At 39.1% G+C, this 19,860-nt stretch carries 20 protein-coding genes and 1 pseudogene; 15 read left to right on the forward strand and 6 right to left on the reverse strand.

The window, feature by feature from the left end; translation table 11 throughout:
- Nucleotides 1-8: 8 nt before the first annotated feature.
- Nucleotides 9-92: pseudogene (locus JZO83_RS02135) on the reverse strand (putative holin-like toxin); the annotation flags it as partial.
- Nucleotides 93-283: 191 nt separating this feature from the next.
- Nucleotides 284-424 (reverse strand): type I toxin-antitoxin system toxin PepG1, encoded by a 141-nt coding sequence (pepG1, locus tag JZO83_RS02140; protein ID WP_207114881.1) that lies wholly within the window; start codon nt 422-424, stop codon nt 284-286.
- 260 nt (nt 425-684) lie between these two features.
- Between pepG1 and JZO83_RS02145 the strand changes: the two genes are divergently transcribed.
- Nucleotides 685-1,983 (forward strand): hemolysin family protein, encoded by a 1,299-nt coding sequence (locus JZO83_RS02145; RefSeq protein ID WP_206854410.1) that lies wholly within the window; start codon nt 685-687, stop codon nt 1,981-1,983.
- 45 nt (nt 1,984-2,028) lie between these two features.
- Here the strand turns inward: JZO83_RS02145 and JZO83_RS02150 are convergent, their stop codons facing one another.
- From JZO83_RS02150 to JZO83_RS02160, 3 genes are all read right to left on the reverse strand, one after another.
- On the reverse strand, nt 2,029-3,405 hold the full coding sequence (locus JZO83_RS02150) for an MATE family efflux transporter (RefSeq protein ID WP_206854407.1): 1,377 nt from the start codon (nt 3,403-3,405) through the stop codon (nt 2,029-2,031).
- A 217-nt stretch (nt 3,406-3,622) separates the two neighbouring features.
- Nucleotides 3,623-3,946 carry a DUF960 domain-containing protein gene (locus JZO83_RS02155; RefSeq protein WP_206854405.1) on the reverse strand — a complete coding sequence of 108 codons (324 nt, stop codon included), beginning with the start codon at nt 3,944-3,946 and terminating at the stop codon, nt 3,623-3,625.
- A gap of 319 nt (nt 3,947-4,265) precedes the next feature.
- On the reverse strand, nt 4,266-4,874 hold the full coding sequence (locus tag JZO83_RS02160; RefSeq protein WP_207114882.1) for a 50S ribosomal protein L25/general stress protein Ctc: 609 nt from the start codon (nt 4,872-4,874) through the stop codon (nt 4,266-4,268).
- A 319-nt stretch (nt 4,875-5,193) separates the two neighbouring features.
- Between JZO83_RS02160 and JZO83_RS02165 the strand changes: the two genes are divergently transcribed.
- The 10 genes from JZO83_RS02165 to JZO83_RS02210 all read left to right on the forward strand — a co-directional run bounded on the left by JZO83_RS02165 (nt 5,194) and on the right by JZO83_RS02210 (nt 12,248).
- Nucleotides 5,194-5,910 (forward strand): 16S rRNA pseudouridine(516) synthase, encoded by a 717-nt coding sequence (locus tag JZO83_RS02165; RefSeq protein WP_207114883.1) that lies wholly within the window; start codon nt 5,194-5,196, stop codon nt 5,908-5,910.
- A gap of 84 nt (nt 5,911-5,994) precedes the next feature.
- The gene (locus JZO83_RS02170; RefSeq protein ID WP_065096488.1) at nt 5,995-6,306 is read left to right on the forward strand and encodes a type II toxin-antitoxin system RelB/DinJ family antitoxin; all 312 of its coding nucleotides are present in this window, start codon (nt 5,995-5,997) and stop codon (nt 6,304-6,306) included.
- Entirely contained in the window at nt 6,299-6,616 is a 318-nt protein-coding gene (locus JZO83_RS02175; RefSeq protein WP_207114884.1) for a hypothetical protein, read from the forward strand. The genes JZO83_RS02170 and JZO83_RS02175 overlap by 8 nt, the downstream gene beginning before the upstream one ends.
- 131 nt (nt 6,617-6,747) lie before the next feature.
- The gene (locus JZO83_RS02180; protein WP_207114885.1) at nt 6,748-7,443 is read left to right on the forward strand and encodes a YjjG family noncanonical pyrimidine nucleotidase; all 696 of its coding nucleotides are present in this window, start codon (nt 6,748-6,750) and stop codon (nt 7,441-7,443) included.
- 83 nt (nt 7,444-7,526) lie between these two features.
- Nucleotides 7,527-8,156: a uridine kinase gene (gene udk / locus JZO83_RS02185; protein WP_010734363.1), complete on the forward strand. Its 630-nt coding sequence runs from the start codon at nt 7,527-7,529 to the stop codon at nt 8,154-8,156.
- 221 nt (nt 8,157-8,377) lie between these two features.
- Nucleotides 8,378-8,980 (forward strand): VTT domain-containing protein, encoded by a 603-nt coding sequence (locus tag JZO83_RS02190; RefSeq protein ID WP_207114886.1) that lies wholly within the window; start codon nt 8,378-8,380, stop codon nt 8,978-8,980.
- Between the two features lie 24 nt (nt 8,981-9,004).
- Entirely contained in the window at nt 9,005-9,493 is a 489-nt protein-coding gene (locus JZO83_RS02195; protein ID WP_206854768.1) for a GNAT family N-acetyltransferase, read from the forward strand.
- 413 nt (nt 9,494-9,906) lie between these two features.
- Complete coding sequence (locus tag JZO83_RS02200) at nt 9,907-11,280, forward strand: hypothetical protein (RefSeq protein ID WP_207114887.1); 1,374 nt, start codon at nt 9,907-9,909, stop codon at nt 11,278-11,280.
- Nucleotides 11,261-11,716 carry a YaiI/YqxD family protein gene (locus JZO83_RS02205; protein WP_206854395.1) on the forward strand — a complete coding sequence of 152 codons (456 nt, stop codon included), beginning with the start codon at nt 11,261-11,263 and terminating at the stop codon, nt 11,714-11,716. Before JZO83_RS02200 ends, JZO83_RS02205 begins: the two co-directional genes overlap by 20 nt.
- Before the next feature lie 166 nt (nt 11,717-11,882).
- Nucleotides 11,883-12,248, forward strand: coding sequence for a DUF2512 family protein (locus JZO83_RS02210; RefSeq protein WP_206854393.1), 366 nt, complete (start codon nt 11,883-11,885; stop codon nt 12,246-12,248).
- Nucleotides 12,249-12,402: 154 nt separating this feature from the next.
- On the opposite strand, the gene JZO83_RS02215 is transcribed toward JZO83_RS02210, so the two are convergent.
- Nucleotides 12,403-14,148 (reverse strand): AarF/UbiB family protein, encoded by a 1,746-nt coding sequence (locus JZO83_RS02215; protein ID WP_206854389.1) that lies wholly within the window; start codon nt 14,146-14,148, stop codon nt 12,403-12,405.
- 178 nt (nt 14,149-14,326) lie between these two features.
- On the opposite strand from JZO83_RS02215, the gene JZO83_RS02220 reads away from it, so the two are divergent.
- The 4 genes from JZO83_RS02220 to acpS all read left to right on the forward strand — a co-directional run bounded on the left by JZO83_RS02220 (nt 14,327) and on the right by acpS (nt 19,851).
- Nucleotides 14,327-15,394, forward strand: a complete 1,068-nt coding sequence (locus tag JZO83_RS02220; protein ID WP_206854386.1) for a D-alanine--D-alanine ligase — start codon at nt 14,327-14,329, stop codon at nt 15,392-15,394.
- A 197-nt stretch (nt 15,395-15,591) separates the two neighbouring features.
- Nucleotides 15,592-16,944 carry a UDP-N-acetylmuramoyl-tripeptide--D-alanyl-D-alanine ligase gene (gene murF, locus JZO83_RS02225; RefSeq protein WP_207114888.1) on the forward strand — a complete coding sequence of 451 codons (1,353 nt, stop codon included), beginning with the start codon at nt 15,592-15,594 and terminating at the stop codon, nt 16,942-16,944.
- A 312-nt stretch (nt 16,945-17,256) separates the two neighbouring features.
- Nucleotides 17,257-18,786 (forward strand): DEAD/DEAH box helicase, encoded by a 1,530-nt coding sequence (locus tag JZO83_RS02230; RefSeq protein ID WP_206854382.1) that lies wholly within the window; start codon nt 17,257-17,259, stop codon nt 18,784-18,786.
- A gap of 714 nt (nt 18,787-19,500) precedes the next feature.
- A complete protein-coding gene (gene acpS, locus JZO83_RS02235) occupies nt 19,501-19,851 on the forward strand; it encodes a holo-ACP synthase (RefSeq protein ID WP_206854380.1) in 351 nt (116 codons plus the stop codon).
- Nucleotides 19,852-19,860 lie beyond the last annotated feature (9 nt).

Below are 19,860 nucleotides of genomic sequence, written 5' to 3' on the forward strand. Positions count from 1 at the left end.
AGTGACGGCTATTTCTTTTTGTCGTCTCTAAGCAATGCTACCACCAACGTGATCAGGGCAATGGTAAACATACCAAAGCTGAGCATCAATTTAGACTGAATGCCCAACTGACAGAGGATCTTCCCTAGAACTTCATCTAGTAAGCATGTCGATAGTATGCTATACTAAACGTGAAAAGAGGAGTTGCGCTAACAACTCCCCTTTGACAGCGCTGTTTAAAGAACAGTGGTATAAATCTAAATATCTCTAAAAAGAAATAGCTAGTCCCCTGCTAAAGTGACGGCTATTTCTTTTTGTCGTTAAGCAATGCTACAACCAACGTGATCAGAGCGATGGTAAACATACCAAAGCTGAGCATCAATTGGACTGTATCGAGTGCCGACAAAAGGCGTCTCCTTTCGTAAGATTTAGAAAGTATGTGCATACGCACCACCTCGCTTTCGAAGGATAGCCACCGTCATTAAACTGTACTGTCACGTAATAGCATAGCACATGCGCACATTTTAAACCTTAATTTATAAATTTTCTTGTTATTGAATAGCTATTGAATGCTAATGACACAAGTGAATAAATCCTCCCATTATTTAGAGTGATCTAGTGGAAGAAGCAGAAATCAAAAGCCTCCTAGTTATACTCTTTTTACGAAAAGTTGTACAATTGAAATGGAAAAGTGAGGCGAAATCAATGGTACTAAATTTTGTAATATTATTTTTGATGATAGCAATCACTGCTTTTTTTGTTGCGAGTGAATTTGCTTTAGTAAAAATCAGACGTTCCCGCTTGGAGCAATTAGAAAAAGACGGTGTGAAGAACGCCAAACTAGCGTTACATGTGACCCATCATTTAGATGACTATTTATCTGCAAGTCAGTTAGGCATTACTTTGACTGGTTTGATCATTGGGTGGGTTGGTGAAGGTTCTGTGGCAGCGTTGTTAGAACCTTGGATCGGTCAACTTCCGATTGGTAGGGGAATCAGTGCAACGATCTCTGTTGCATTAGGTTTTATTCTTGTCACGTATGTCGACGTTGTCGTTGGTGAACTTTTGCCGAAAAGTTATAGTATCGTCAATACCGAACAAGTTGTTTTGTTTGTGGTGAGACCTTTACATTATTTTTATCTTGCGATGTTTCCTTTCATCTGGGTATTGAATCATTCGGCAGCAGGTTTAGGTAAACTGCTAGGAGTGAAGTTAGTATCGGAAGGAGAAGAAACACTTTCCCAAGAAGAACTAACGTTAGTTGCGCTCAATTCTTACGAGCAAGGTGAATTGACAAAAGATGAATACCAGTACTTAGAAAATGTCTTTGAGTTTGATGATACGTTGGCAAAAGACATCCAAGTGGATCGTACCTCTATGCAGGTTTTTGAGGTTTCGGATACAGTGGAACAAGCAATCAAAGAATCGATTGAACGAGGACACACGCGATACCCTGTCATCTTAGGCTCTAAAGATAATGTGTTAGGATACGTCACTTTGCCCGCTTTGATCAAACAATCGTTAGAAGATGACCAGATCACAGTCGAGTCATTGATTGAAGAGCCAATCGTGACAGCAGAAACGATCCCAATCAAAAAATTACTGACGATTATGCGAAGAAGAGGAAAGCATATAGCAATCTTAAAGGATGAATATGGCGGAACAAGTGGACTTGTCACGATCGAAGATATTTTAGAAGAAATCGTCGGTGAAATTCGAGACGAAACAGACGTTGATCAAGCGTTGATTGCAAAACAAGAAGATGGTAGTTATATTGTTTCAGGAAAATTGACCCTCGATGATTTTGAGCGCTATTTCAACGAGGATGTCCCGGAATTTGAAGAGACAAATTTTATTACTCTTGCGGGTTTTATGTCTAGCTATCAAAAAGAGATCGAGCCAGGTACAGTGATCACGATCGGACAATTCCAATTCACTGTTTTGGAGTATAATCATGCACATATTGACTATTTCAGTTTGGTGATTTTACCAACGAATCCATAGAAAAAAAGTGTTCTTCCTGATTATAGGAGGAACACTTTTTTGGATTTAATAGCTGATTTCAGCATTTTCAATTGGAAATTGTTGTTGTTCAGCATCTAATTGTTTCAAATGTTTAACCGCACGTACATAAGAGTAAAGCAAGACGGCAACAGAACCAGCCCAAGCAAGTGGTGAAGCAAGAGCAGCTCCTGGGTAGCCCCAAAGTCCAGTAAGAATGATTGCAGCGAACGAACGCATGATCAATTCCATCATACCAGCAATCGTTGGAACTTTGCTTTGTCCAAGACCTTGCAACGTGTAACGCAAGATAAACAAGATTGCTAAGATCCAGTAAAGCGAGCCATTGATATTAAAATAGGTTTGTGCCAAATCAAACACGACGGTTTCAGTTGGGCTAACAAACAAGCTCACTAATGGACGACCAAGGAAAATGACGATTGCACCAGCTAAGAAACTAAAGCCAATGCTCATGACTAATGTTTGACGGACACCTTTTAAGATACGACCATATTGTTTTGCGCCATAGTTTTGCGCAGCAAAAGTCGCCATCGCAATACCGAAGGACATCATTGGTTGAACCGCAAATTGATCGATACGACCAGCAGCAGCTTGAGCAGCAACGACATCTGTACCTAGGCTATTCAGTGCAGATTGTAATACGATTGCACCGATTGCGATGATCGATGATTGAAAAGCCATTGGTAATGCCACATTCAAATGTGTACGGATCTCTTGCATATCAAACGAAAAATCTTTTTTACGTAATTGAAGCATCGGGATTTTTTTCTTGATGTAGACGACACATAATAAACTAGAAGCGACTTGTGCAATTACTGTTGCGATCGCAGCACCTTCTACACCCATACCGAAGTTGATGATAAAGACCAAATCCAAAACAACGTTGATGATCACTGCAACGATCAAAAAGAGTAAAGGTGTTCGGCTGTCACCAAGTGCGCGAATAACATTTGATAACAAATTGAAGCTGACGGCAGCGAAGATTCCCCATAGGATGATCACGATGAATGTTTGTGCTTCATCAATGATATCAGCGGGTGTTTGCATCAACTGGAGCATCGGACGAATAAATACTAAGCTAAGGACAGTTAAAATCACAGTAACGACTACACTAATCATGACACTTGCAGCAAAACTCTTTTTCAAACCACGAAAGTCCTTCGCACCATATCTTTGTGCGGTAATAATAGCTAAACCAGCTGTTAATCCTTGGGCAAAACCAATGATCAAGAAAGTTAATCCACCAGTAGCTCCTACAGCCGCAAGTGAGTTTTTCCCTAAGGTTTGTCCAACAATGATCATGTCAACCATGTTGTAGAATTGCTGGAACACATTGCCTATCAATAAAGGGACAGTAAATAGCAAAATTAGTTTGGCTGGGCTTCCTTTTGTTAAATCGCGCATCTTGTAAACTCCTTATTTCTTTTAAAATTTAGTTAGTAGTATATAGTGTTTATCCTGGGAATACCAATTAGAATATAATGATAAACGAATAGCTAAAATGCTTTATGTTTTCTGAAAATTTTCAGAATAGGTCATCATAAAACAAGCCAAGAAGTGAGTCCGAGATCAAAATCAAAGAGTCAACTACTTGGCTATCGTACAAAACAAAGGGCTTGTTTTAGTATTGTTTAATTTCACTTGGGAGAAGAATCGTTTCTCTTGTCCCATCATCATAAGCAAATACTTGCGCAGGGTATTGAGGAGAATAAGGGAACGGTAGATCAATCCCCATCTCTACGGTACTGCCCGCTTGAGAAAAATGCAAGGTTACTTTTCCATGATTGTTCATTAAATCAAAAGCTAAAATATTATCTAACGGAATAACACCCTTAAGGTCTAAATCAATAATAAACCAGATACTATCGATCAGTTCATCTGGCAAACTTGATACCACACCTAACGATGCGTATCGATTACGGCTACTATCAAAACTTTCAAACATCGGCTTAGCCTCCTTTGTCTAAAAAACGAAATTACGAGAAGATTTTTTATTAGGATAAACGAGTCATACTTCTTGTAACGTTGGTTCATTCTAATAAACATTTTCATAAAATGCAACAATATTTGCATACTTTTTTTAAAAGTATAAGAAATTTTTAAGAGGGGATTGAAAAAGCTTGTTATATAAGGGTTTTTCACTATATATAATATACAAATAAGGGATGATAAATAGGAATATACCATTCCTGTGAGACGCTTTTTGAAGTGAAATAAAAAACGAAGCTATGACGTTTGCCACAGCTTCGTTTATTAAAAGGCGTTTATTCTTCTGTTGAACCGATGACTTCTGGTTCTACTGCTTCGCCAGTTGTTTCTTCTTCTTCCGTTGGTGCAACAACTGCGGCGATTTGTTCTTCTCCGTCAGTAATGATCGTGTAGGCATCATCTTTCGGTAGATCCGCTACAGTGATCGAGTCACCTAATGCTAAATCAGTGATATCTACTTCAATGTTTTCTGGTAATTGATCTGGCGTAGCAGAAACAATCACAGTATATAGGTTTTGAGCCAATACACCACCAGATTTCACACCAGCAGATTCGCCGACAAGGACAACTTCTGTTTCAACTTCTGTTTCTTCTTTCATGTTCACAGATAGGAACTCCACGTGTTCTATTTGGTTGGTAAATGTGTTTGATTGGATCTTGTGAACAAGTGTGTTGACTTTCTTTCCATCAACATCCATTGTGATCACAGTATTTGCGGCATTCTCACGCAATACTTTACTAAACGTAGCACTATCAAATGAGATTGGTGTGCTTTCCACGTTGTAACCATAAACGATTGCAGGTACTTTTCCTTTGTGACGCAATTTGTTTCTCAATGAACGGGGACGTACTTCTCTTTTACTTACTTCTAATGATACTGACATAACCAAATTCCTCCTTAAAATGTGACTGTCTGCTTTGGTGTCAGACAGATTTTATTTAAGTGAATGTCACATGGTCTCTTGCACATTATCAGGTAGCGCGAAAAAACGCAAAAAGACAGATGCGCGCATCTGCCTTTAAAAAGTCAGGATTCAACTTTTCTCCACCAGGTCATTACGCTGTGTATGAGAAATCCAATTCACTTTACTCTTTAACCGTAACGCGAATCTTTGAGTAAGTCAAGGGAACTACTCAACGTTCCTATTTTGCATGCTGTCCGATTCGGGTTATAATGCTTAGTAGCTAGGAAAGGAAACAACTATGCGGTTAGATAAATTAATAGAAAAAGAATTAGAAACATCACGCAAAGAGATGAAACGACTCTTTGCAATGAAACTCGTTCGTATCGATGGCGAAATAGAGCAGAAACAGAATCGAAACGTCGATAGCTTACTTCATCGCATCGAAGTAGATGGTATAAGGTTGCACACAAATGAAGTATATTTTATGCTGAATAAACCTAAACGAGCTGTAACAGCAGTGACAGACATTCACAAAACGACCGTTATCGATTTGTTAGCTTCAGCCGATCGCACACAACCTTTGTACCCAGTTGGGCGATTAGATCGCGATACAACAGGTTTATCGTTGATCACTTCCAATGGCCAATTAGGTTATGAAATGTTGTTGCCTGATAAAAAAGTACAGAAAACATATGTAGCAGTTGTCAATGAACAAGTGACAGAAGCTGATCAAATTGCTTTTAAAAAAGGAATTGTTTTTGATGGTGGTTATCAATGCTTACCTGCACATTTAGAGATCCTTGACGCGCAACATAAAAAAAGTATTGTACGACTGACGATCCAAGAGGGAAAATTCCATCAAGTGAAAAAGATGTTTTTAGCTTGTGGAAAAAAAGTCACTGCATTGCAACGAATCAGCATGGGCCCCTTACAACTAGATCCACATTTAGCTGAAGGATCTTATCGCTCATTGACGTTAGACGAACTAAAAAAATTAAAAAAATATTTTAAATAGTAATAATCGTGAATTGATCGTTCATTCAATGAATTTGTTTTACACTCCTATTAGGAGTAAAATAGGAGTGAGAGGTGATGTTCTATGTCTGAAATCAAAGAAAAAGATAAAACCAACGAAAAAAAGAAAGTCCAAGTGAATATCAATAAGAATCTAGCTACTGACGTCGAAAGCATTTTAGATTCATTAGGAGTAAATCCATCAATCTTAATCACTGCTTTATATAAAAGGGTAGCAGCCAGAGGAGAAATTCCATTTGATTTATCTTTAACAAGTAAAGAGAAAGCTGAACTGCAGTTAATGAGAGTTGCGGAAGAGTCTGTTGAAACTAATCCGCCAGAAAATAGCGGTGACCACGAAGATCTAGTGTCATGGATGAGAGATCTAGATGAATAGTCATGACGTGTTCTTGATCTATATTCCTTTTAACGATGGCAGTGGAGGGAAAACTCGTCCTGCTATTGCTATCCGTCTTCGAAGCAGAGATTCATTCTTGATTCTTCCTATTACAAGTAAATATGAGAATAAATCAAAGGCGATCAAAAAGCGATATTATGAAATAAAAGACTTAGATTCTGCAGGATTAAACAAGAAATCTTGGGTAGATACAGGAAACCGATTTGAATTGAAGAGTAATTTCAATCCCTACAGAGTCATTGGACATTTCTCAGAAGAAGATGTTATTGGACTTTCTAAAATGATTTAGAGTCATTTAATAAGCAAGTGTACAGTCGGCGGTTCTAAGGCACTTGTTTATTTCTTTTATAGATAAACAATCAACAACCTACGAAAATGCAAATAAACTAAACATTAAAATAGAAGAAATAGGAGAATCAGATGAAATATCATACATTATTATTTGACGTAGATGATACGTTATTAGATTTTCAACAAACGGAAGCAGAAGCGTTGCATCAACTGTTTGCTGAACAAGGCATTGAACTGACACCGGAGATCAGAACGAGTTATAAAGCATTGAATCACCATTTATGGCGTGAATTCGAAAAGGGGCAGATGACAAGAGATGAAGTAACTGGAAATCGCTTTGGACTATTGTTCCAACAGTTTGGCAAAACGGTCGATAGCCAAGCAATGGATCAGCGTTATCGTCATTATTTGAATCTCGGCCATCACTGGATTCCTGGTAGCCATGAGTTACTGGAAGCAGTGTCAAATGAAGCGGAGCTTTATATTGTGACGAATGGAGTTTCTCAAACGCAACATCGACGATTGACTGATGCGCGAATGATCCATTACTTCAAAGAAATTTTTGTTTCAGAAGCGATTGGTGCACAAAAACCAATGAAGGCCTTCTTCGATCACGTATTTACAAATATTCCTAAACTGGACAAAGAGCGAACGGTCATTATCGGTGATTCACTGACTTCGGATATCAAAGGTGGAAATGAAGCAGGAATCGATACGATTTGGTTCAATAAAAATCGATTACCTGAAATGCCGGAGATCCAGCCGACACATCGTATCGATTCTTTAGAAGAACTTTATCCACTATTGGAAATCCCACTTCATTAATTTTCAGAAAAATAGTGCATTTTCCTTTTTTTTCGCTATAATAGATTAGAATGAAAAAACGGATATGAAAGAGGTTTTAGTCAATGACAAAAAGCAAGCCAATTATCATTGGTGTGACGGGCGGATCGGGAAGCGGAAAGACAAGCGTCAGCCGAGGGATTTTTAGTCACTTTCCAGACCACTCCATCATGATGCTTGAACAAGATTCTTATTATAAAGATCAAAGTCATTTAAGCTTTGAAGAACGGTTGAATACAAACTACGATCATCCTTTTGCCTTTGATAATGAACTGCTGATCCAGCACGTTGAAAAACTACTGAACTATGAAGCCATTGAAAAACCAGTCTATGATTATGTTGCCCATACAAGAAGTCAAGCAACGATCATTCAAGAACCAAAAGAAGTCATTATTTTGGAAGGTATCTTGATTTTAGAAGACGAACGTTTACGTGATTTGATGGATATCAAGATCTATGTAGATACAGACGATGACATTCGGATCATTCGCCGGATCAAACGTGACATGGAAGAGCGTGGACGTACGTTAGATTCTGTGATCGAGCAATATTTAACAGTCGTTAAGCCGATGTATCATCAATTTATTGAACCAACAAAACGCTATGCTGATATCATCGTGCCAGAAGGTGGCGAAAATCACGTGGCCATCGATTTGATCACGACGAAAGTTGCTAGTTTTTTGAATCACCAGTAAAACGAGCAGTTGAGAGGGCTGTAGCATGAGTGACTGTCTACTAAAACCGAATCAACAGGGTTTCATAAGTAACTACTGAGGGAATAAGCTGTAGAATCTGAGGATATGAGGGATATTTTCGGATTTTATAGCTTATTTCTCGCAGCTAGGCACAGTTACCTCTGCCCGCTAACTGTTCTTTTTATGAAATAAGGAAAAAATGAAAAGTGTAGGAGAAACATATGACTGAGAAAAAAACATGGGTACATAGAGCCATCCAATTCGCACCACTCCTTGGTTTAAGTATATTTTTCATATTGATCATTTATGGGTATCGCCATGGCATCTTCCAATCGGCAGATTCGTTACAACAATTCATGCAACAGTTTGGGAGACATGCGGTCATCTTATTTATCGTCATCCAGATCATTCAAGTCGTTATCCCGATTCTACCGGGAGGGATTTCTTCCGTGGCTGGAATGTTGATGTTTGGCAATGCTTTTGGGTTGCTGTATAGTTGTATTGGCTTGATCATCGGTGAAGCAATTGGTTTTTTGTTCGTGCGTTATTATGGGACGAGTTTTGTCCGTTTCATCTTATCGCCAAAAAAATTCCAGAAATTTGAGCAGTTAGTCGCTGATAAAACGCAAAATATCAAAAAAGTATTGGTCGTCACCTTACTTTTACCTTTCGCGCCAGATGATTTGATTTGTCTTGTCGCAGGGTTGACGAAGCTCTCATTTAAAGAATACATGCAAATCATTATTCTTTTAAAACCTTGGTCTGTCGCTGCTTACAGTATGATCATGTTGTTTTTGTTCCAACAGGCACAAGGGCATTTTTAGTTCATTGATTGGGGGGATAACATGTTGGAGAAAGTCGCAGTGACTGAGAAAGAACTAGATGAACTCGTCGCAGTCATCCATGAAGTATGGCCCGAAGCGTTCACGCCGATCATCGGTCAAAGACAAGTCGCTTATATGTTGGAGACTTATCAATCGAAAGAACAGATCGAAAAGGAATGTGCTGCAGGGGTCAGCTACTTCTTATTGAAATTAGCTGGACGAACCGTTGGCTACACTGCGTATGAAAAGATAGCTTCTTCAATCTATTTGAGTAAGCTCTACATTCTACAAGACGTACGTGGAAAAGGCTTGACATCTGAAGTCTTTCGTTGGTACGAACAACTAGCTAGAGAAACAGAGGCACAAGAGATTTTTTTACGTGTCAATCAAGACAATCGACAAGCAATTGCGGTCTATCAACATCAAGGGTTTGTCATTGAAGAAGAATTGATCTCAGACATCGGTGAAGGATTTCAAATGGTCGATTATAAAATGAAAAAAAGGCTCGCATAAACTGATTGAGTGTGTTAAAGTATACGTTATGCGACGGGTCGAGAAGATCTCTGAATGATAGAGGTCTAATTGATTTTGGCGGCACATGATCTGCGGATCACCTACCGGATGTAGGCGTGCTGGACAAGACTTTTGTGGAGAAGGGCTTGTCTGTCTGATTCTTCAGGCACCAGTGAGGTCTGGGCAGAAATGCTCAACCTCAAAGAAAAAGCAGGGATTCCCCAAGTTTGCTAGTCAAATTTTGAGGAGTTCCTGCTTTTTTGATTTGGAGAGAGAATGGGGAGATGTGGGGTTCTGGCTGCCTTGCTCCTATGGTATAATCAAATTTGTACCCATAGACCTAAGAGAGTGTCTATAGAGATGATGTGTTGACATGGAAAATACCCCATGTTTGATGCGTAAGGAGTTTTTATATGATTGATAAAATCAAGCGATTTGTGCGGAATTTTACACAAACGACGCCTTTTATTTTGAGTAATACGGTCATCTTAGTACCGTATCTTTTATTTTTAAGCTTGAGTGACGGGAATCAATGGTTGTCGATTTTACCGTTTACTTTATTTTATACATTTCGGATGACAGGATTGTTTTTAGTGAGCAGCATCCGCTTTGGTCTAGATAGTTATACCTTGTTGATGATTTCATTGTTGACAGGTGGGGCAGGTTCGTTGATCGGGATTTTTGGTGTCCTCTATTTTCCACTGTATTATTTATCGAGTGTGCTTTTAGGGCTTAGTGCGGCATGGTTGGTACCAACAAATATGACGGTGAATTACCATGAAAAACAACAGGGATTCACGAACATGTCAGCAAACAAATTCCCTTTTGCGATCCTTTTATTGCTTGTTTTGTTTCGATCGATCGAGCTACCTGGCTCGACACAAGTCGTGATGACATTAGCGCTTTATACATTGTTTTATATTATGGCGTATCATACGGTCAGTCATTATCCACGCTATGAATTAGATTTTAAAGAGCTAAAGTCAAATGTGGTAGTTACAAAGGAACTTCTTTTATTTATTGGCTTTTTTGTTTTGTTGTTTCTTTTGAGAAATGCTCGTTTGTTGATCGATCCTGCACTATTTGATGTGGCAATCTATGGGTTTATGCTCCTGTTTCTCTTTGCGGCGTTCTATCTAGGGAGAGCAAGGAAGCGGTGGAAACTACCTACTTGGTTGAATAGCTTTACTTTTTTGAATGGTATGTTAGGTAATTTTCTCTTTTTATTTGGCACACTTTATATCGGTCGTGTACATGGCTTTGATTATCTAGGTGTGTATATGTATTTGCCTTATATTGCAGGGATGGTATTAGCCAAAATCATTGGAAAACAGCTCATCGGGATTCCAACGATCGATCCTGTACTCGTTCAACTGGCGGGTTTGTTCAGTTCATTGATGGTTCTGTTGCTTCCGCAAATCGGATTTGTGGTCGGTTTATTCTTACTAAGCTTCTGGCACGCGGTAGTAGGCAGTTGGTTGAATCGTACGTATTATGAGATCGATACGTCAATACCGATGGATAATCGTGTGATCACGAAGTTTACGACACAAAATAAAGGAAGTGTGACCCATCAATTCTTGTTGATGTCACTGATGCTAGTGATGGCCCAATGGCTGGATAAACCTGTGAGTGTATTGCTCCAGCTGACTGGCAGACTTAGCGTACCAAAAACGATGATCCAATTGTTAGTCTACGTAAAATGGATCAATGTCGGTGTATTGCTCGTAGGAGTAATAGCTGTTTATCTTTTGTGGAGGAAAGAACATGCGAAAAATATTCATTGATGGTGATGGCTCTCCAGTGAAAAATGATGTGATTGAAATCGCCGCATCATTTCAACTAGAAGTAATGATCGTCACAAGTGTGGATCACTATACAAATAAAGAGTATCCGGATCATGTGCAGTTTGTCTATGTCGATAAAGGAGCAGACAGTGCCGATTATAAAATTGTCGGACTGATCAAAAAAGGCGATTTTTTGGTTACTCAAGACTATGGCTTAGCTTCACTGGTCTTACCTAAAGGTGTTCGAGTGTTTCATCAATCAGGGAAAGAGTTTGATACAACGAACATTGACGGGCTACTAGAGCAACGGTATCAAAGCAGTAAGTTGAGAAAAGCTGGTATCCGCACAAAAGGACCGAAACCTTTTACTAACGAAGACCATCAACGGTTCAAAGAAGCGTTGATCCGAGCGCTTGAAGAAATAGGAATAGAGTAATTGTCAGTGAACATTGTTTCTAATTAAATAGAAGCAGTGTTCACTTTTTTTTATTACTAGGTGAAGTGCGATATCTTTGATTGATTCTATAACAAGGGATATAATTATGAAGATTATTTAATTATATAATCATATGTTTTTAACCAAAAAGAAAGGAGTGCAGAAAATGAAACATGTAAAGGCGTTGGTGGTAAAAGCAATCATGATCTGGGCGATTCTATGGATCGTACTAACAGGACTTTATGGCGTTAGCTTTATGGATTCAACGATTGTCGGAGTGATCATTGTTGTAATGATCTATGTATTAGGTGATCTGCTGATTTTGAGAAAAGTAGGAAATATCGCAGCTACAATTGCAGATGCTGGTTCAGCTGCAGTCATTCTATGGTTATATCTTTATTTCATGAACGATATGGCGGATATTTGGATGAAAGTGTTAGTGCCTGCGTTATTGATCGGAATCGCTGAATGGTTCTTCCATAAGTGGTTGTTATCGCAAAGAATCGTACCTGATGAACGAAAGATGAAATAAAAACGTGAATGAGAAGATATTAAAAGTTTGAAAATAAATATTGGAATAAGGGATATCGACTAAAACAGGAATGGTCTCGTTACCCCTTTACTCTAAACAGCAAAAAGTGAGCGACAACATCCGAAAATATGAAATTATTTTCAGATGTCGTCGCTTATTTTCGCCTTTTTTTATAATACTTGATCAGCGTATCGATCGCTAAAAAGAGGATGACTACAGCTGCGATCGTATAGGTGAATATACCTAGCAGTGTAATAAAATTGATTTGGTCGTCTGGTGCAGCTTGGACGAGAAGCGAAGAACCGACGATTAATGCAGCGAGTATCACACCGAAGACTAAGCGGTTCACCATGCTTTCGATCCGGCTCATCAGTTGATCTTGTTTCTTTAACTCCAAGTTGATTTTCCCTTGTCCAGAACGCCAAGTTTCAAGGAGATGGTGCACTTGTTGCGGGATTTTTGGGACAGTCTTGACGCCTTCTAAGAAGTCCAAGCCGGCTTGTTTCAATGTATCTTCAACGGATAAATGTGCTAAGAAATACCGTTGTGCAAAAGGTGTAGCCACTTCCATCAAAGAAACTTCTGGATCAAGGACACGGATCACGCCTTCTAAGGTACTGAAAGCTTTGAGTAATAACGTGATATCACGATCGATTTGTAAGTTGTTTTGATGACAGATGGCTACGATTTGTGAAAAGACTTCTTGTAAGTCGATTTCTTCGATTGGTAGGTCCAGATATTGTGTCAAAAAGTTAGCGAGTTGTTGATGAAACTCACTTTCATCAAATGGTCCTTCTTGTTGGCATAAGTTGACGACGGCTTTTTCGATTCGGTAAATATCTCGCGTATAAATGGCAAGAACGACTTCCATTAGTTTTTGTCGTAGTGAGCCGGAAAGACTACCCATCATACCGAAATCAATATAACTGATCGTATATGGTTGCAACGGTTCAGTGACAGTGGAACTGGTTTTGAGCGAAAGAGTACCTAACTGTTTTTGGTGTTCTTTCGTCGTTGTTGCGACATTGTCTGAAAGCGCCTCTGAAGGTAGAGGATGGAATAACAAATTGCCTGGATGTGGGTCGGCATGAAAAAAGCCATCATCAAAGATTTGCTTCATAAAATGCTCGATCAATCGTTTGGCCACTTGCTGTTTCAGTTGTGTATTAGAAAGTGGCGCGATGAGGGGTGTGTCCGTTTCTTCTAGGTTCATCAATTGGTTGAAATTCTTTCCAGCCATCTCTTCCATCACAATGACTTTTTTTGTGCAGAGAGATTCATAGATCTTAGGAGATCGAACTTCATACCAATGATTGTTTAGTTGATAGAAACGTGCGCCATTTTGACTTTCTTTGTAGAAATCTAATTCGTTGGTCAACGAACGTTTGACTTCTTGCAAGACACCTTTCAAATCGATCACGCTTGTCTCAGGAATATATTTGATCAAAGGGATCGCCCGTTCAAATAACTGCAAGTCCATCATGATTTCTTCCGCAATATTCGGATGTTGGACTTTTACGACGACGGCATCGCCATTTTTTAGGATGGCACGATGCGCTTGCCCCATTGAAGCAGAAGCAAAAGGTGTTTTATTAAAATCATCAAAAATCGTATCTAAGGGTGTGTCTAATTCCTGTTCGATTGTTTTTTTTGTCGTGACAAAAGGGTCGCTTGGCACGTTGTCTTGCAATGTTTTAAATGTCTTAGTAAACTCAGCAGAGAGTAAATCATCACGTACAGAAAGCATTTGCCCGATTTTGATAAAAGTTGATCCAAGCTCTTCGAATGCTTTTTTGACTTGCTTAGGATTTTTTTGCTGGATCAGATTAGGCAGGACATTTTCTTTGATGAATACTTGAATGATCTCTGTTAAGCGGCTTCGAGAAGTAGTTTTAGTCATCATCATGCCTCCTTTTCCTTATCATAACTGTTAGGGAAAAAAGCGACAACTATTCCGCTGTTTCTCGGATAAAATGACAAGTACCTCACCTTTTTTCAAATAAGCTGTTTGCATCTTTTGTTTTTGTGCTAAAATATGAAGTAAAAATGAATGATATCGAATACAGGAGGAAAATCTTTTGAAGATTACTTTATTATATGGTGGACGCAGTGCGGAACACGAAGTTTCGATTCTTTCAGCGTTCTCCGTTTTAAATGCTATTTATTATGCTTATTATCAAGTACAGCTCGTATTTATTAGTAAAGACGGACAGTGGGTCAAAGGCCCCTTATTAACTGAAAAACCCGCAAGTGAAGAGGAGTTGCACTTGACATGGGATCCTAGTGGGAAAATGACAGAAGGATTTACCGGAACCGTCATCAATCCAGGAGAAATCAAAGAAGAAGGCGCCATCGTTTTCCCAGTTCTTCATGGACCAAATGGCGAAGACGGAACGATCCAAGGTTTCTTAGAAACTTTGAATATGCCTTATGTCGGTGCGGGGGTGTTGACGAGTGCTTGTGCCATGGATAAGATCATGACAAAATATATTTTACAAGCAGCCGGTGTGCCGCAAGTACCGTATGTTCCAGTCTTGAAGAACCAATGGAAAGAAAATCCTAAAAAAGTGTTTGACCAATGTGAGGGCTCATTGCTTTACCCAATGTTCGTCAAACCAGCTAATATGGGATCAAGTGTTGGAATCACTAAAGCTGAAACTCGAGAAGAATTGCAGAATGCTTTAGCAACAGCTTACCAATACGATTCACGTGCCATCGTTGAACAAGGAATCGAAGCGCGTGAGATCGAAGTCGCTGTGTTAGGAAATGAAGATGTCCGCACGACGTTACCTGGTGAAGTAGTGAAAGACGTGGCTTTTTACGATTACGAGGCAAAATACATCAATAATCGAATCGAGATGCAGATTCCAGCTGAGGTACCAGAAGAAGTTCACCAAAAAGCACAAGAGTACGCAAAATTAGCTTACACGATGTTAGGCGGAAGTGGCTTGAGCCGATGCGATTTCTTCTTGACGAATAAAAATGAGTTATTCCTTAATGAATTGAATTCAATGCCTGGATTTACAGCGTTCAGCATGTACCCATTATTATGGGAAAATATGGGCTTGCAATACGGGGACTTGATTGAAGAATTGATTCAATTAGGCTTGAACCGTTACAATCAAAGACAAAGTTTCTTTGAATAGTTTAAACGTAATCAACACAAGCATGAACGAAATGAAGTAGTGTGTCTATCAAAACAAAGGTTGTGAATGATCATCGGGTACTGATTGAAAGCGAAAGATTTTTACTGTTCGACGCTATCGGTATGGGCGATCTTCACAACTTTTTTTGTTTCGATGCATATACGTCTGCTTATCTAAATCGAAAGGATAGAGAATCGATGAACATTACAATACAAGAAGCTGCCCAAGCAGTTGGAAGTCATCATGACTCAAGTCAATTGATCACAGGAGTAGAATTTGATAGTCGAAAAATCACAGAAGGAAATCTATTTGTTCCTTTAGCCGGTGCGAGAGATGGCCATGAGTTTATTGAACAAGCAATTGCAAATGGAGCAGTCGCAACGTTTTGGAGTTGGGAAGTCGAGAAGGCACCTGAAGGCATTGCAATCATATCAGTCTCTGATCCTTTAAAAGCGATGCAAGAGCTGGCGCAATATTACTTGAAAAAAGTTGGCGCAGACGTTGTGGCTGTGACCGGCAGTAATGGTAAGACAACTACAAAGGATCTAACTGCTTCTGTTTTGGCACAAGGCTATAAAACCTATAAGACACAAGGAAATTACAATAATAATATCGGCATGCCTTATACAATCTTGCACATGCCACAAGATACTGAAAAGATCGTCTTAGAAATGGGGATGGATCATGCCAATGAAATTACTGAACTTTCTTTGTTGGCACAACCTAAAGTCGCAGCAATCACGATGATTGGTGAAGCTCATATTGAAAATCTAGGCTCACGTGAAGGGATTGCTCAAGCGAAAATGGAGATTGCTGATGGTTTATTGCCAGACGGTTTATTGCTCGTACCGAATAATGAACCATTGTTAGAGCCGCTTCTAGCACCGTTGACACAGAAAATCAAAACATTTGGGATTGAAGAAGGCGACATCTCTGCACAAGAAATCACAGAAGAAAAGCAACAGACAACGTTTATCGTTGAAGGCGAATCATTCACGATTCCATTACCTGGCAGCTATAATGTGACGAATGCACTGATTGCCTATGCGATCGGACAGTTTTTTGAGTTGTCTCTGCCAGCAATCCGTCGAGGACTGGCAACTGTCTCAGTGACACAAAACCGAACAGAATGGTTAACAGCTGGAAATGGCGCTGCTATTTTAAGTGATGTCTACAATGCGAACCCAACGGCAATGGGGTTAGTCCTAGACACTGTTGCAAACATTCCAGCCACAGGAAGAAAACTTGCTGTCTTAGCAGATATGTTGGAGCTAGGCGCAGACTCATCACGCATGCATGCATCAATGAGTGAACATATTTCTTCAGATGTGTTCTCAATGATCTTTTTGTATGGAAAAGAGATGCAAGCACTAAAAGATGTGTTGGCGCAAAAATATCCTGACTTGCCGGTTTACCACACAGAAGAAAACAAAGAACAATTGATTGCAGAAATCGTTGCAGAAATCCAACCGGACGACACCATCGTATTGAAAGGCAGCAATAGTATGGGCTTGATTGAAGTCGTTGAACGACTACAAGAAATGAAATAAAAACTGTAAACTTGCAGAAAACAATAAATTATGCTAGAATAACCTATTGCCGAAAGATGAAGAGAAATTGGACTGGCTTGAAGATGAATGTGAAGCCAGATGTCATAACAATGATAAAGCTGAACGCGACCCGTTTGGCTTTTCTAATGCCTAAACTTCGCAAAGTGATTTTTCGGTGGTGCCACAGGGGCTAAGAATGGATGGGAAACGTGCGTGGCCACTGTCAAAAGAAACAGACACTTTGACCGAACAAGAGACGGGGTAGCAATTTATCGCTACATCCTCAGTTAACAACCATATAGGAGGATTCATTTGAAATTTAAAGAATTAGAATTATCACCAGAATTATTAAAATCAGTAGAGCGTGCAGGATTTGAAGAAGCGACACCGATTCAATCAGAAACGATTCCACTTGCCTTAGAAGGTAAAGATGTGATTGGACAAGCACAAACAGGAACAGGTAAAACTGCTGCATTTGGCTTACCGATGTTAGAAAAAATCGATGCAAGTCGTCAAGAATTACAAGGATTAGTTATTGCACCAACACGTGAATTAGCGATCCAAACACAAGAAGAACTTTATCGTCTAGGACGTGACAAACGTGTCCGTGTCCAAGCAGTTTATGGTGGTGCTGATATTGGTCGCCAAATCCGTGGATTGAAAGACCGCCCACATATCGTTGTTGGTACACCAGGTCGTATGTTAGACCATATCAACCGTCACACATTGAAACTTGGAACTGTTGAAACATTAGTTTTAGATGAAGCAGATGAAATGCTTAATATGGGCTTCTTAGAAGATATCGAAAGTATCATCTCTAAAGTGCCAGAACAACGTCAAACACTATTGTTCTCAGCAACAATGCCACCAGCAATCAAAAATATCGGTGTGAAATTCATGAAAGATCCAACACACGTGAAAATCAAAACCAAAGAAATGACTGCTGACTTGATCGATCAGTACTACGTTCGTGCAAAAGAATACGAAAAATTTGATATCATGACTCGCTTATTAGATGTACAAACACCAGAGTTAACAATTGTCTTTGGTCGTACAAAACGTCGTGTGGATGAATTAGCACGTGGGCTAGAAGCTCGCGGTTATCGTGCAGAAGGTATCCATGGCGACCTTTCCCAACAAAAACGTATGAGCGTGCTACGTTCATTCAAGAGTGGTCATTTAGATATTTTAGTTGCTACAGACGTAGCCGCACGTGGTTTAGATATCTCAGGAGTGACTCACGTTTATAACTACGATATCCCACAAGACCCAGAAAGCTATGTTCACCGTATCGGTCGTACTGGCCGTGCAGGTAAAGGCGGTATGTCAGTAACTTTTGTTACACCAAACGAAATGGGTTATTTACACGTCATCGAAAACTTAACGAAAAAACGCATGACGACATTACGTCCACCAACTGAAAAAGAAGCATTCAAAGGACAACTAGGCGCTGCCGTTGAACAAATCGAAGAAAAACTTGAAGAGAATGGCTTAGATAAATATCTGCAAACTGCGGATAAATTATTGGAAGAATACTCTGCACAAGATTTAGTCGCTTTATTATTAAAGACAACAGCCAAAGATCCATCAGATGCGACACCAGTAAAAATCACACCAGAACGTCCATTACCAATGCAGAAAAAAGGCTACAACAAAAATGGTAAACGTGGTGGAGGCGGCGGAAACAATCGCAATCGCCGTGACAATGGCAACTACCGAGGCAACAAAAATTCAAAAGGCAGCGGTAGCTACAGCAAAAACCACAACAAGCAAAAAGATAACGGTGGTAAACGCTCAAATGATAAAAAACGTGGTTTCGTGATCCGCACGAACAACGACTAATCCGCTTATAAAGTAGTTGTTCCGTAAAGGATACAACCTGAACTAGCCCGTAAGATCCCAAAATAGCTTGCCTAATTTTTGGTTCTTATGGGCTTTTTTTACATATCGTTTGTGCGGGATGAGAGAATGACAAAAAACGAATAGCTCACTTTTTTAGTGCATAAAGAAATATAAGATAAAGAGAAAAAGTCTATGTACAGCAAGGGATACAAGATAGTTTTATATGGGATTTTGTTCCATTTTTCGATTTATAGATAGTTTTTTAATAACTTTAGCGAAAATGTTATTTAAAAAAATAAAACAATTGATTTTTTAAGAGAATCGTATCGAATTGTTGTTTTTTTTGTTTATTAAGTAAAAATAATTTCTTTTTTTATACGTGATTCATGGTAAATTAGAATAAATGCCAATAAATCGATTATAGAAATGGCTGAAGGCAGAAAATATTTGTATATCAGCTATTTTTCTAATCGTCCTTTTCTTTTTTTGGAAAAATGTTCGTAAAAAAATGGCTGAAGGTACTGGTGCTTATTTTTTGAAGACGGCGATTTTTTTGTGTCGATTCTCAATGAGTTTTTATGAAAGAAATTGCAGAAGTTGGTTTCGTATAAGAAACAACTTTCATTTTTGTTATTTCTAGACTTATTGGTGGTAAATTGTCTAAAATTTGGTAGAATTAGAGTGTTCTAAAATTTTTTGAAAAGAGAATCGTGTATGATAAAAGGGATTGGAATTGACGCAGTTGAACTGTCGAGGATTGCTACGATCATCAAAGAAAAGCAAAACTTTATTGATCGCGTACTGACACCAAGTGAAATCGAAGTGTTTCGTTTGCTGCCGTTTCATCGTCAGGTTGAATTTTTAGGCGGTCGTTATGCATGTAAAGAAGCTTTTTCAAAGGCTTGGGGAACAGGGATCGGTAAAGTTACCTTTCAAGAGATCGAAATTTTAAAAAATGAATCAGGACAACCAATTGTCACGAAATCTCCACATGAAGGAGCAGTCTGGGTCAGCATTACACATACAGATGAGTTAGCTTTTGCACAGATTATTTTAGAAGACTAGAAAGAAGGA

Origin of the sequence: Enterococcus sp. DIV1298c, from assembly GCF_017316315.1 — a bacterium.
GTDB classification, from domain to species: Bacteria; Bacillota; Bacilli; order Lactobacillales; family Enterococcaceae; genus Enterococcus_B; species Enterococcus_B mangumiae.

Excerpts from the sequence above, each read along its gene's own strand:
- JZO83_RS02190 (WP_207114886.1), top strand. The coding sequence starts at position 8,378 with ATGACTGAGAAAAAAACATGGGTACATAGAGCCATCCAATTCGCACCA.
- JZO83_RS02145 (WP_206854410.1), top strand. The coding sequence starts at position 685 with ATGGTACTAAATTTTGTAATATTATTTTTGATGATAGCAATCACTGCT.
- udk (WP_010734363.1), top strand. The coding sequence starts at position 7,527 with ATGACAAAAAGCAAGCCAATTATCATTGGTGTGACGGGCGGATCGGGA.
- acpS (WP_206854380.1), top strand. The coding sequence starts at position 19,501 with ATGATAAAAGGGATTGGAATTGACGCAGTTGAACTGTCGAGGATTGCT.
- JZO83_RS02165 (WP_207114883.1), top strand. The coding sequence starts at position 5,194 with ATGCGGTTAGATAAATTAATAGAAAAAGAATTAGAAACATCACGCAAA.
- JZO83_RS02205 (WP_206854395.1), top strand. The coding sequence starts at position 11,261 with ATGCGAAAAATATTCATTGATGGTGATGGCTCTCCAGTGAAAAATGAT.
- JZO83_RS02215 (WP_206854389.1), bottom strand. The coding sequence starts at position 14,148 with ATGACTAAAACTACTTCTCGAAGCCGCTTAACAGAGATCATTCAAGTA.
- JZO83_RS02155 (WP_206854405.1), bottom strand. The coding sequence starts at position 3,946 with ATGTTTGAAAGTTTTGATAGTAGCCGTAATCGATACGCATCGTTAGGT.
- JZO83_RS02175 (WP_207114884.1), top strand. The coding sequence starts at position 6,299 with ATGAATAGTCATGACGTGTTCTTGATCTATATTCCTTTTAACGATGGC.
- JZO83_RS02170 (WP_065096488.1), top strand. The coding sequence starts at position 5,995 with ATGTCTGAAATCAAAGAAAAAGATAAAACCAACGAAAAAAAGAAAGTC.
- JZO83_RS02200 (WP_207114887.1), top strand. The coding sequence starts at position 9,907 with ATGATTGATAAAATCAAGCGATTTGTGCGGAATTTTACACAAACGACG.
- pepG1 (WP_207114881.1), bottom strand. The coding sequence starts at position 424 with ATGCACATACTTTCTAAATCTTACGAAAGGAGACGCCTTTTGTCGGCA.
- JZO83_RS02180 (WP_207114885.1), top strand. The coding sequence starts at position 6,748 with ATGAAATATCATACATTATTATTTGACGTAGATGATACGTTATTAGAT.
- JZO83_RS02150 (WP_206854407.1), bottom strand. The coding sequence starts at position 3,405 with ATGCGCGATTTAACAAAAGGAAGCCCAGCCAAACTAATTTTGCTATTT.
- JZO83_RS02210 (WP_206854393.1), top strand. The coding sequence starts at position 11,883 with ATGAAACATGTAAAGGCGTTGGTGGTAAAAGCAATCATGATCTGGGCG.
- murF (WP_207114888.1), top strand. The coding sequence starts at position 15,592 with ATGAACATTACAATACAAGAAGCTGCCCAAGCAGTTGGAAGTCATCAT.
- JZO83_RS02160 (WP_207114882.1), bottom strand. The coding sequence starts at position 4,874 with ATGTCAGTATCATTAGAAGTAAGTAAAAGAGAAGTACGTCCCCGTTCA.